A 12,513-nucleotide genomic window follows, 5' to 3' on the forward strand; every position below is an offset into this window, starting at 1 on the left:
GCTACTTTAACTTTTGTGTTAGATTAAATAATAAACAGAATATTAAAAAAAGAGAATAATTTTAGTTCTCTATTCAATAAAGTGAAATTACAATATGACCATTGAAAAAACAACAATACAAGATTTACTGATTATAACCCCCAGAGTTTTCGAAGACTCTAGGGGATTCTTTTTTGAAGCCTATAATCAAGTTAAATTCCATGAAAACGGGATTAACTATCAGTTCATTCAGGACAATCAGTCTTTCTCAAAACGAGGAGTTATTAGAGGATTGCACTTGCAAATCAATCCTTGTGCACAAGCCAAATTGGTACGTGTACTAGAAGGAAAAATTCTTGATGTGGCAGTAGACTTGCGTAAAAATTCGTCTACTTATGGACAGCATTTCAGTGTGGTATTAAGTGCAGAAAATAAAAAGCAATTGATGGTGCCACATGGTTTTGCACACGGTTTCTCTGTTTTGAGCGAAACGGCTTCAGTAATGTACAAAGTAGACCAATTATACAATAAAGAAAGTGAGAGAGGAATCCGTTATGATGATGCTACTTTGGCTATTGATTGGCAGTTAAGTCCTAAGGAGATTATTGTTTCTGAAAAGGATTTGGTTTTGCCCGGGTTTGATGAAGTGGATTGGGAGTTTTAGGTCGTGAATAGTGAATCGTGAGAGGTGAATGGTGAGAGGTGAATGGTGAAAGGTGCGAGGGGATATTTTGTATAGCAGAACATACAGTTTTTGTATTTTGGAATCTATAAAAATAGTTTTAAGATAGATGGAGTGAACAATAATCTATTATTTTGTATTGTGTAGTGAACAAAAAAACATTTAAATTGAACTGAATTATGGAAGAAGATATTCGATGGAAACAGCGATTTGGAAACTATCTGAAGGCACTTGGACAGTTGCAGAAATTTATTGCGAAAGATAATTTAAACGAGCTGGAAGAACAAGGACTTATTCAAGCTTTTGAATTTACACATGAGTTGGCTTGGAATGTAATGAAGGATTATTTTGAATACCAGGGAAACACTACTATTACGGGGTCTAGAGATGCTACAAGAGAAGCCTTTCAAAAAGGATTGATTCAGGATGGGGCACAATGGATGGAAATGATAAAAAGTAGAAACCAATCTACACATACTTATAACGAAAGCACAGCACACGATATTAGAGATAGAATATTAAATTATTATTACGATTTGTTTGTCTCTTTTAAAGAAAAAATGAAAGGATTATAGAATGATACAATTTGGCTTAAAACAGGAAGATGTAGACAAAATTAATCAGGTCTTTGAAAGCTATGAAGGCATTGACAGCGTTGTTGTTTATGGTTCTAGAGCTAAAGGGAATTTTAAAGTAGGTTCTGATATTGATTTGACGATCATCGATAATTCATTAACCTTTCCAGAGGTTTTGGAAATAGAGAATACATTAGATGATTTATTACTCCCTTATAAAATAGATTTGTCTCTAAAACGAAAAATATCAAATGTTGATTTGCTTTCGCATATTGACAGAGTTGGGAAATTGTTTTACAAAAGAGGAAATAGGTCGGAGTGACGATTGATTATCTAAAGTTTGAAAGAATGTTTAACCGTTTAGCTGTTTAACCATTTAAGGTTGTCAGTTAAATCGGGAGTTGGTTTTAATTACAGAATTTGAAAGTCAGATTGGCGTAGTAAATGCTATAAGTCTTTAACTAAAAAACAGAGTTGGCTTGTAAATGAGAAAGTCAATCTAATATAAAAACATAACCGATATCTTTGTACCTAACGCCTTATCGGTGAAAAAACAACAATGAAAAAAATTTTAGTTACAGGAGCAACTGGACAATTAGGTTCAGAACTGAGAGTGTTATCAGAAAATTATGCGCAATACGAATGGGTTTTTGCGGATAGAACGCAAGTTTCATTGGATGATTTATTGGTATTAGAAAATCAATTGAATGGAATTCGTCCCAATATCATCTTGAATTGCGGAGCTTATACTGCAGTGGATAAAGCAGAAGAGGAACAAGAATTGGCGGATCTTATCAATCATCAGTCGGTTAAGATAATTTCCCAATATGCTAATAACAATCAGGTAAAATTAATCCATATCTCTACAGATTATGTTTTTGATGGGACATCAGCAGTTGCCTTGACAGAAGATGCAACTACAAGGCCCATCAATGTATATGGCGCAACTAAAAGAGCGGGGGAATTAGCCTGTCTTGAGGCAAACCCAGATGCTGTTATAATTAGAACGTCATGGGTGTACAGTCGATTTGGAAATAATTTTGTAAAAACCATGCAGCGCTTGTTGGAGGAACGGGATACGATAAGTGTAGTTAATGACCAGATAGGATCACCTACTTATGCCGCCGATTTAGCTCAAGCCATAATGGACATAGTAACTGCGCAGGAATGGGTTCCGGGGATTTATAATTATTCGAATGAAGGAGAGATTAGTTGGTATGAATTTGTGCTGGCTATCCAGGAAATTGGTAGTTATGAATGTGAAGTGAAGGGTATTCCTTCAAGCTCTTATCCTACTCGTGCCAAACGTCCTGCTTTTTCATTATTGGATAAAGCGAAAATTAAAGAAATATATGGAGTTAATGTGCCGGATTATAAAGATAGTTTGAGAATATGTATGGGGTTGTTGAAGCGTGAATAGTGAATAGTAAAGAGTGAGTGAATAGCAAAGGAAGTTTTTTCTTTTTTGCTTGATCAAAAAAGAAACAAAAAAATCACTGCCTGAAAATCCAAAACTTAAAAACTACCTCAAAACTACGTTCCGCAGCCCGAGCCGTTTGCCTTTCAGGCTCAACTCGCGGACTGCTGCCACTTCATTTTTTCGTTGTTTTTCGACGTTTTTAATTTAAGGGCGGGTTTTAGAAAACCTGATTTCTCTATATGGTGATGAGTTGTGAGAAGTGTTCAGGAATTTAATGAGAGAATGTAGGTCAAAAAGCAGGTTGGCTGTCCAGATGCCTATTAGGATTACAATTCTTGGAATGATAGTTATTGTGCTATCTTAGTGCCTTTGTGGTTGAATAAAAAAATTTGAAAAAAATGAAAAAAATATTAATCACCGGGGGTGCCGGGTTTATTGGGTCTCATGTAGTTCGCCTTTTTGTAAAAAAATATCCGCAATACCAAATATTCAATTTGGATGCCTTGACCTATGCAGGGAATTTAGAAAACATCACCGATATAGAAAAGGAGCCGAATTATACTTTCATTAAAGGGGATATTGTAGATGCTGCTTTTATTGACGCCTTATTTGTAGAGCATCAGTTTGATGGTGTTTTGCATTTGGCTGCCGAATCGCATGTGGATCGTTCTATTACAGATCCGTTATCTTTTGTGAAGACTAATGTTATAGGAACTATGAATTTGTTGAATGCTGCGAAAACGATTTGGCAAGGGAATTATGAAGGAAAACGATTTTACCATATCAGTACTGATGAGGTATATGGAAGTTTAGGAGCTGAAGGTCTGTTTACAGAGACTACGGCTTACGATCCTAATTCGCCTTATTCGGCTTCCAAAGCCAGTTCGGATCACTTTGTTCGTGCCTACGGAGAAACCTATGGCTTGCCTTATGTACTAACGAATTGCTCTAATAATTATGGTCCTTTTCATTTTCCTGAAAAATTAGTTCCATTGTTTATCAATAATATTATTCAAAACAAACCTTTACCTGTGTACGGGGATGGTAAATATACACGCGATTGGCTTTTTGTTGAGGATCATGCTGTTGCTATTGATTTAGTTTTTCATGAAGGTGTAAATCATGATACCTATAACATTGGTGGATTTAATGAATGGCAAAATATTGATTTGGTGAAATTGCTTTGTAAAATCATGGATGAGAAATTGGGAAGAGTCGCTGGAACTTCGGAGCAATTGATATCTTACGTAAAAGACCGTCCAGGTCATGATTTGCGTTACGCTATTGATGCCAGCAAAATAAGCAAAGAACTGGGGTGGAAGCCATCGGTTACTTTTGAAGAAGGATTAGAAAGAACCGTAAATTGGTATTTAAATAATCAGACTTGGTTGAATAATATTACTTCTGGAGAGTATGCCACTTATTACGAGAAACAATACTCATAGAAGATTTCACGGATTAACGCAGATTACACAGAGATGAGCAAACTAGTATTTGAAGAAGAAACTTATAAGATAATTGGAGCTTGTATGGTGGTGCATAAAAGTTTAGGAGCTGGGTTTTTAGAATCTGTGTATTATGAATCGTTAGAAAAAGAGTTTGAAATACAGAAAGTAAATTTTGACAGTAAAAGAAAATTGCAAGTCTATTATAACGAAGTAGCATTGAAAAAATATTTTATAGCTGACTTTATCTGTTTTGATAAAATCGTGCTAGAAATAAAAGCAACATCTTTTTTGCACAAAGACAACGAAGCACAGACTATCAATTACCTTAAATCTACAAATTACCCTGTTGGATTACTGATTAATTTTGGTCAATCCAGCTTAACATGGAAAAGATTTATAAACACAAAATAAAGTCATATAGGGAATCCGCGTAATCATTTTCAATCCGCGAATATCCGTAAAATTAGTAACATTATGAAAGGAATTATATTAGCAGGAGGTTCAGGAACACGATTGCATCCACTGACATTGGTCATGAGTAAGCAAATGATGCCGGTGTACGATAAACCGATGATTTATTATCCGTTGTCGACTTTGATGACGGCAGGGATAAATGAAATATTGATTATTTCAACGCCTCATGATTTACCCAATTTCAAAAAATTGCTGGGAGACGGTTCTGCAATAGGTTGTCAATTTAGTTATGCGGAACAAGCTTTACCGAATGGTTTGGCGCAAGCTTTCGTAATTGGGGAAGAATTTATAGGTAATGATTCTGTGGCTTTGGTTTTGGGAGATAATATTTTTTTTGGTTCTAACATGGATGAGCTATTACAATCAAATAAAAACCCTGAGGGGGGAGTTGTTTTTGCCTATCATGTTTCGGATCCAGAACGGTATGGGGTGGTCGAATTTGACAAAGATTTAAACGCACTCTCCATCGAAGAAAAACCAGTGGAGCCAAAATCAAATTTTGCCGTACCAGGACTCTATTTTTATGATAATTCTGTGGTAGAAATTGCAAAGAATATTAAACCAAGTGCAAGAGGGGAGTATGAAATCACTGATGTGAATAAAGTGTACTTAGAAAAAGGAAATTTGAAAGTTGGTATTTTAAGTAGGGGAACCGCTTGGTTAGATACAGGTACTTTTAACAGCCTGATGCAAGCGGGGCAGTTTGTTCAGGTTATTGAAGAGCGCCAAGGGTTGAAAGTAGGTTGCATCGAAGAAATTGCCTGGAGACAAGGTTTTATTTCTGAGCAACAACTAAAAGACCTAGCTGAACCTTTGAAAAAATCTGGATACGGAGAGTATCTTTTGGGTTTATTGAAACATAAGTAGTCAGGTTTCAAGTGGTCAGTGTTCAGATTATTCAGTGTTCAAAGTATTCAGTAATCAGTTTTTACTAATTTGGTTATAATTATGCCTAACGGGTCAGATTATATATATTTAAAATATGATTTATATTGCATTAATTGTTTTGTTGATAGGGATTGAATTGGTTTATTTCAAAATTGCTGATAGATATAACATCATCGACAAGCCGAATAGCAGGTCCTCGCATACCTCGATTACTTTAAGGGGGGGTGGAATTATTTTTCCAATAGCATTGCTTATATCTTATTTTTTGGGCTATGTTTCTTGGGAAATAGCATTGGCAGTACTACTTGTAGGCACGGTTAGTTTTATTGATGATATTAAACCTTTATCGCAATTGCCGCGTTTTGCTTCGCATGTGCTTGCTGTAGGCTTGGTTTTTTATGATTTAAATTTATTTACGGAGTTACTTTGGTTGCTACCAATTCTATTTGTCTTGATGATTGGCTGGGTGAATGCCTTTAACTTTATGGATGGAATAAACGGAATTACTGTTTTATATGCACTCACTGCGATTGTAAGTTTTTCTTTGCTTTCGATAAATGAGCCCAGTTTACCACTGTTGATTACGATGGGCTTGTCTTGCCTTGTTTTTGGACTGTTTAATATCAGAAAAAAAGCGAAGACTTTTGCAGGAGATGTCGGTAGCATAAGCATGGCTGTCTTTCTAGGTTATTTTATGATTAAGACTATTATAGAAACGGGGCAGTTGGGATATATTCTTTTCTTTTCGGTTTATGGTATCGATGCGATTATCACCATAGTTGTTCGATTAAAAAACAAAGAGAATATTTTCCAACCGCATCGCTCGCATTTATACCAATATATGGCAAATGAAATGGGGTATTCTCATGTTTTGGTTTCATTTATTTATGCAGCTATTCAACTGGCAGTAAACGGTATTTTAATTTATATGGAAAGCAAAGCTGATTTAAGTTATTTTTTTATTATCGGAATTTTGCTGAGCTTAACTTTGATTTATTTGTGGATACGAAGAATGGTTTTTCGTAAAATGATTCGGCAAGACATATAATTTAAGTCCTCTTGTTGAGATTAATTGATTTAAAAAAAACATGGCAAAGCGTATTTTTGATATTTTTTTCGCTCTAGTGATAATCCTTTTTTTTTCATGGCTTTTATTGATTTTGTGGTGTATCGCAATAATTGATACTGTTACAAATAGTATTTTTATACAAGAACGAATCGGTCAATTTGGCAAAAAATTCAAAATATATAAATTCCGTAGTATGCAGGATAATGCAGCTTCAGAAGAAAGACGTATTTCCAAAATAGCTCAATTTCTGCGAAAATATAAGTTGGATGAATTGCCACAGCTGTTTAACATTCTGAAAGGAGATATGAGCTTTGTGGGGCCAAGGCCGGATTTGCCGGGTTATTATGATGTGTTAGAAGGGGAAAATCGAAAGATATTAAACTTAAAGCCAGGGTTAACCAGTCTCGCAGGCTTAAAATATTATAACGAAGAGCAATTGCTGAAACGGCAACAAGATCCTTTTTGGTTTAATGATCAGGTTATTTTCCCAGATAAAGTGCAACTGAATCTAGATTATTATTACCATCACAGTTTCTGGGGGGATATAAATATCATCATGAAAACTGTTAGTTTTATTTTCAGCAAATGAAGAAAGATAAAATTTGGCTGTCATCACCTCATATTGGTGGTAGTGAACAAAAATACGTACAGCAAGCTTTTGACACGAACTGGATTGCTCCAGTTGGTGCAAATATTGATGCTTTTGAGCTGGATTTAGAAAATTATCTAGGTGATGGTCATGTCACCGCATTAAATTCAGGCACGGCCGCCATCCATTTGGGGTTAGTTCTTTTGGGAGTATCGGCTGGCGATGAGGTAATTTGCCAAAGTTTGACTTTTTCAGCTTCGGCTAATCCTATTTTATATCAAGGGGCTATTCCTATTTTTATCGATAGCGAAATCGATACTTGGAATTTGTGTCCAGTAGCACTCGAAGAAGCAATTATCGATAGGATTAAAAAGGGTAAAAAGCCAAAAGTAATACTAGCTGTAGCGCTTTATGGAGTTCCTTACAAAGTAGAGGAAATAAGAATAATAGCCAATAAGTATGGAATACCTATCCTTGAGGATAGTGCGGAAGCTCTTGGTAGCAGTTTTAAAGGAAAGGCTTGTGGTAGTTTTGGGGATGTATCCGCTTTGTCGTTCAATGGGAGCAAGATAATTACCACTTCCGGTGGAGGTGCAATTATTACTGCCACAAAGGCGTTAAAAGAAAGAGCTATTTTTCTAGCCACACAAGCTAAAGAAAACGCACCACATTATCAACATACTGAAGTTGGATACAATTATAGAATGAGCAATGTTTTGGCAGGTATCGGTCGGGGCCAAATGGAAGTGCTAGACGAACGCGTAGATTCGAGAAGAATGATGCATCAATTTTATATTGAATTATTCGAGGGCATTAAAGGGGTATCTGTTTATAAAGTACCTAACGAGAATTATTGTCCAAATTATTGGTTGACTTCCATTTTGATAGACCCAACAGAAACTGGTGGGATTACGAATGAAACAGTAAGACTGAAGCTCCTGGAAGAAAACATTGAGTCCCGCTCGCTATGGAAACCTATGCACTTACAGCCTATCTATAGTAACTATCCTTATTATGGGAATAATATTACAGAAACGCTCTTTAATAAAGGGCTTTGCTTACCTTCGGGATCCAATCTTTCGGATGAAGATAGAGCTAGGATAAAATCTGTTTTAATAAATTTATTTAAAAAACACGATAATTAATCTGAATTTTAATATAAAAAAGAAAAACCAGCTTTTTTTATTTGTTTTAAGTGCAAAAATATAAAGGATTTAATAATTTTTTTTGAATTCTTTATTTGTTACTTTTGGATTAATCAATACAAGAACGCTAATATAAAAATGTATTTTGAGTAATAACACAAAACCTTCGTCGGAAGACTTTACACCTAGTTTTTTTTCCAGAGAAAATTTAAGGTTTAACATTCATAATTTAGGTTATTTACCCCGGTGGATAATCATTATAATAGATGTTAGTATCCTGATAATCTCTTTCCTCGTCACAAAGTTAATTATAAATGGGCTAGGACTGCTTTATGTTATTGGCGTTAGTAAAGTAAACTATGTTTTATTCCTTTTAGGATTAAATTTATTTTGTTTTTGGTTGTTTCGAACTTATGCGGGGATTATTAGACACTCTTCTTATATTGATGCGGTCAAGCTTTTGTTTTCGCAAATGTTTGTTTTTTTCATATTTCTAATATTTAATTTTTTATTTGAAGTACTACATGGACAGAAAGCTTTTTTAAATACGGCACTTTTTATCAATATGGTATTGTCTTTTTGTGGTTTGTTTTTATACCGGGTAATCGTAAAGCAAACTTTCGAACATTATCTTAAGGAAAAAAGTGATGTTAAATTGGTAAGGGTCATAATTTATGGAACGGATGCCAATGCCATTTCGGTAGCCAAAGCCTTAAATTTAGAAACACCAAGTCGTTTTAAGATCGTGGGGTTTGTAGATAAAAACAGCCAAAACTATTCCAAACGAATGTTGGATTTGCCGATATTAGTACTAAAGAAAAAGTTACCCATCCTTATGCGATCTGTCGGGGCAGAAGGGGTGATAATGGCGGATAAAAGTTTATCAAAAGAGGAGCGCTTGGTCATTGTAGACCAATGTCTGGAATTCGATTATAAAGTTTATAGCGTTCCCGTGATCACAGATTGGGAGGATCAAAAGGAAATTTCCAAAAAAGTAAAGAACTTACAGATTGAAGATTTACTGGAAAGAAAAGCGATTGTGTTGGACAATAGATCTATTTCCAAGCAGTTAAAAGACAAAACGATATTAATTACCGGTGCTGCAGGCTCTATCGGAAGCGAAATAGTAAGGCAGGTATTGGTTTTTAACCCTAAAAAAATCATTATACTAGATCAGGCTGAAACACCTTTGCATCATCTTAGTTTAGAGACGGAAAGTATAACCTCAAGTGCCAAGATACACACCGTAATTGCTGATATCAGAAATAAAGAGGCGTTGAATAACGTTTTTGCCCTTTACAAGCCTGAGGTGGTGTTTCACGCCGCCGCTTACAAGCATGTACCCTTGATGGAGGAAAACCCCTCGCAAGCTATCCTGACAAATATCGAAGGGACCAAAAACTTGGCTGACCTGGCCTGCAAACACAAGGTGGTAAAATTTGTAATGATATCAACAGATAAAGCGGTCAACCCCAGTAACGTGATGGGCGCCAGTAAAAGAATAGCCGAAAAATATGTTCAATCGCTGCAATTAAAAGATCGAAAAGAGAATAATGTAAAAGCGACAAAATTCATTACCACCCGTTTCGGAAATGTTTTGGGGTCTAATGGTTCTGTTGTGCCATTGTTTAGTAAGCAAATAGCTGAAGGTGGCCCGGTAACGATTACGCATCCCGACATCATCCGCTATTTTATGACTATTCCCGAGGCCTGCCAATTAGTTCTGGAGGCGGGTTCTATGGGTAATGGAGGCGAGATTTATATTTTTGACATGGGTAAACCGGTAAAAATTATCGATCTGGCAAGAAAGATGATCAAATTGGCTGGGTTTGTGCCCAATAAGGATATCATGATTAAGATTGTAGGACTGCGACCTGGAGAAAAACTATATGAAGAATTACTCAATAATACTTCAAAAACTATCCCTACACACCACGATAAAATCATGATTGCGGAAGAAATTCAGGATGAGTATCAAACTTTGCATAATGATATAGAAGAACTTATTGAAATCGCCAGCTTTTTTGACAATGACGATATCGTTTCAAAAATGAAAAAAATTGTTCCTGAATTTAAGAGTATGAATTCTGCTTTTGAGGCATTGGATAAGTAGTTTTGAATTTATTTTGGATTGCATTGCATGTTGTTATAGAAGTTATTGATATAAATCTAATTTAGATCTCAATTGTCAAAACACAAACCCTCTTAAAAAACACAGCCCCAGCCTATAACTGTAGATTATGTTTTTGAATATGAAAAACACACCCCCAGCCCCTCTCAAGAGGGGAGTTAGGAGAGTAGTAAACATCTATTGGTTTGACTTTTAAAACTTTTGATAGGAGTCTGATTTTAAGTGTTAAAACACAGATTCCTTCACAAAGAAGAGGCAGCGGATTCCCCTCTTGAGAGGGGTTAGGGGTGTGTCCTTTTAAATAATTAATCTCCTATCCATGGCTAAAAGAAAAATTATTCCCTATAATCCAAAACTTAAAGAATTTGCCCGGCAACTCCGAAATGATTCTACCAGGACAGAAATTTTTCTATGGTTGAAATTAAAAGGAAAGCAGATGTATGGATATGATTTTCACCGGCAAAAACCGATTGACAATTATATTTTAGACTTTTTTTGTTATGAATTGATGCTTGGAATTGAAGTCGATGGTTATTCTCATCAGTTTTTGGAAGTCTATACAAAAGATGGAGTTAAGGAAAAACGAATGAATGAATTGGGGATTAGCGTTTTGAGATTTAGCGATGAACAGGTTTTGAAGGATATGGAAAATGTGATAAGAGCTATTGAGTTTTATATTTTTGAGTATGAAAAACACACCCCCAGCCCCTCTGAAGAAGGGAGTTAGAAGTGCAATAAACAAGTTTTGGTTTGCTTTTTAAAACTATTGAGATGAGTCTGCTTTTAAGTGTTAAAACACAGATTCCTTCACAAAGAAGAGGCAGCGGATTCCCCTCTTGAGAGGGGTTAGGGGGTGTGTCAATTTAAATAATTAATCTCTTATTCATGGCTAAAAGAAAAATCATTCCCTACAATCCAAAACTTAAAGAATTTGCCCGGCAACTCCGAAATGATTCTACCAGGACAGAAATTTTTCTATGGTTGAAATTAAAAGGAAAGCAGATGTATGGATATGATTTTCACCGGCAAAAACCGATTGACAATTATATTTTAGACTTTTTTTGTTATGAATTGATGCTTGGAATTGAAGTCGATGGTTATTCTCATCAGTTTTTGGAAGTCTATACAAAAGATGGAGTTAAGGAAAAACGAATGAATGAATTGGGGATTAGCGTTTTGAGATTTAGCGATGAACAGGTTTTGAAGGATATGGAAAATGTGATACGAGCTATTGAGTTTTATATTTTTGAATATGAAAAACACACCCCCAGCCCCTCTCAAGAGGGGAGTTAGAAGTGCAATAAACAAGTTTTGGTTTAGTTTTTAAATCTATTGATATAGGGTGAATTTAATTGTCAAAACACAGGTTACCTGAAAAAACACACCCCCAGCCCCTATAACTCTGTATTATATTTTTGAATATGCAAAACACACCCCCCAATCCCTCGGAAGAGGCGAGTTAGAAGTTCAATAAACAAGTTTTGGTTTAATTTTTGAAACTATTCAGATGAGTCTACTTTTAAGTGTTAAAAACACAGATTCCTTCACAAAGATGAGGCAGCGGATTCCCCTCTTGAGAGGGGGTAGGGGTGTGTCAATTTAAATAATTAATCTCCTATCCATGGCTAAAAGAAAAATCATTCGCTATAATCCAAAACTTAAAGAATTTGCCCGGCAACTCCGAAATGATTCTACTAGGACAGAAATTTTTCTGTGGTTGAAATTAAAGGGGAAGCACATGTATGGATATGATTTTCACCGGCAAAAACCGATTGACAATTATATTTTAGACTTTTTTTGTTATGAATTGATGCTTGGAATTGAAGTCGATGGTTATTCTCATCAGTTTTTGGAAGTCTATACAAAAGATGGAGTTAAGGAAAAACGAATGAATGAATTGGGGATTAGCGTTTTGAGATTCAGCGATGAACAGGTTTTGAAGGATATGGAAAATGTGATACGGGCTATTGAGTTTTATATTTTTGAATATGAAAAACACACCCCCAGCCCGCGGAATAGGGGAGTTAGGAGAGCAATAAACAAGTTTTGGTTTGATTTTTAAACGAATTGCCTAGAGTTTTAGTTTAGAAACTCAATTGTCGAAATATAAATT

General features: G+C 35.4%; 14 protein-coding genes. All 14 read left to right on the forward strand.

Features of this window, described 5'->3' with window-relative positions:
- Positions 1 to 94 precede the first annotated feature (94 nt).
- The 14 genes from rfbC (at position 95) to ACEN2H_RS13675 (ending at position 12,462) form a co-directional block, all read left to right on the forward strand.
- Positions 95 to 643, forward strand: coding sequence for a dTDP-4-dehydrorhamnose 3,5-epimerase (rfbC, locus tag ACEN2H_RS13610; RefSeq protein ID WP_441733255.1), 549 nt, complete (start codon positions 95 to 97; stop codon positions 641 to 643).
- 197 nt (positions 644 to 840) lie between these two features.
- Positions 841 to 1,236 (forward strand): nucleotidyltransferase substrate binding protein, encoded by a 396-nt coding sequence (locus ACEN2H_RS13615; RefSeq protein WP_441733257.1) that lies wholly within the window; start codon positions 841 to 843, stop codon positions 1,234 to 1,236.
- A gap of 1 nt (position 1,237) precedes the next feature.
- Entirely contained in the window at positions 1,238 to 1,558 is a 321-nt protein-coding gene (locus tag ACEN2H_RS13620; RefSeq protein ID WP_441733259.1) for a nucleotidyltransferase domain-containing protein, read from the forward strand.
- Positions 1,559 to 1,795: 237 nt separating this feature from the next.
- Positions 1,796 to 2,656 carry a dTDP-4-dehydrorhamnose reductase gene (gene rfbD, locus ACEN2H_RS13625; protein ID WP_441733261.1) on the forward strand — a complete coding sequence of 287 codons (861 nt, stop codon included), beginning with the start codon at positions 1,796 to 1,798 and terminating at the stop codon, positions 2,654 to 2,656.
- Between the two features lie 398 nt (positions 2,657 to 3,054).
- A complete protein-coding gene (gene rfbB / locus ACEN2H_RS13630) occupies positions 3,055 to 4,101 on the forward strand; it encodes a dTDP-glucose 4,6-dehydratase (protein ID WP_441733263.1) in 1,047 nt (348 codons plus the stop codon).
- Between the two features lie 33 nt (positions 4,102 to 4,134).
- Complete coding sequence (locus ACEN2H_RS13635) at positions 4,135 to 4,515, forward strand: GxxExxY protein (RefSeq protein WP_441733265.1); 381 nt, start codon at positions 4,135 to 4,137, stop codon at positions 4,513 to 4,515.
- Positions 4,516 to 4,578: 63 nt separating this feature from the next.
- Positions 4,579 to 5,445 carry a glucose-1-phosphate thymidylyltransferase RfbA gene (gene rfbA, locus ACEN2H_RS13640; protein WP_441733267.1) on the forward strand — a complete coding sequence of 289 codons (867 nt, stop codon included), beginning with the start codon at positions 4,579 to 4,581 and terminating at the stop codon, positions 5,443 to 5,445.
- 115 nt (positions 5,446 to 5,560) lie between these two features.
- Entirely contained in the window at positions 5,561 to 6,514 is a 954-nt protein-coding gene (locus ACEN2H_RS13645) for an MraY family glycosyltransferase (RefSeq protein ID WP_441733269.1), read from the forward strand.
- 40 nt (positions 6,515 to 6,554) lie between these two features.
- The gene (locus ACEN2H_RS13650) at positions 6,555 to 7,124 is read left to right on the forward strand and encodes a sugar transferase (RefSeq protein WP_441733271.1); all 570 of its coding nucleotides are present in this window, start codon (positions 6,555 to 6,557) and stop codon (positions 7,122 to 7,124) included.
- Complete coding sequence (locus ACEN2H_RS13655) at positions 7,121 to 8,269, forward strand: DegT/DnrJ/EryC1/StrS family aminotransferase (protein ID WP_441733272.1); 1,149 nt, start codon at positions 7,121 to 7,123, stop codon at positions 8,267 to 8,269. The genes ACEN2H_RS13650 and ACEN2H_RS13655 overlap by 4 nt, the downstream gene beginning before the upstream one ends.
- 145 nt (positions 8,270 to 8,414) lie before the next feature.
- Positions 8,415 to 10,382, forward strand: coding sequence for a polysaccharide biosynthesis protein (locus ACEN2H_RS13660; RefSeq protein ID WP_441733274.1), 1,968 nt, complete (start codon positions 8,415 to 8,417; stop codon positions 10,380 to 10,382).
- 337 nt (positions 10,383 to 10,719) lie between these two features.
- Positions 10,720 to 11,127 carry an endonuclease domain-containing protein gene (locus ACEN2H_RS13665; RefSeq protein WP_441733276.1) on the forward strand — a complete coding sequence of 136 codons (408 nt, stop codon included), beginning with the start codon at positions 10,720 to 10,722 and terminating at the stop codon, positions 11,125 to 11,127.
- Positions 11,128 to 11,285: 158 nt separating this feature from the next.
- Positions 11,286 to 11,693, forward strand: coding sequence for an endonuclease domain-containing protein (locus ACEN2H_RS13670; RefSeq protein ID WP_441733278.1), 408 nt, complete (start codon positions 11,286 to 11,288; stop codon positions 11,691 to 11,693).
- A 328-nt stretch (positions 11,694 to 12,021) separates the two neighbouring features.
- A complete protein-coding gene (locus tag ACEN2H_RS13675) occupies positions 12,022 to 12,462 on the forward strand; it encodes an endonuclease domain-containing protein (RefSeq protein ID WP_441733280.1) in 441 nt (146 codons plus the stop codon).
- Positions 12,463 to 12,513 lie beyond the last annotated feature (51 nt).

Origin of the sequence: Flavobacterium sp. W22_SRS_FP1, assembly GCF_052113685.1 — a bacterium.
In the GTDB taxonomy this organism is placed as follows: Bacteria; Bacteroidota; Bacteroidia; order Flavobacteriales; family Flavobacteriaceae; genus Flavobacterium.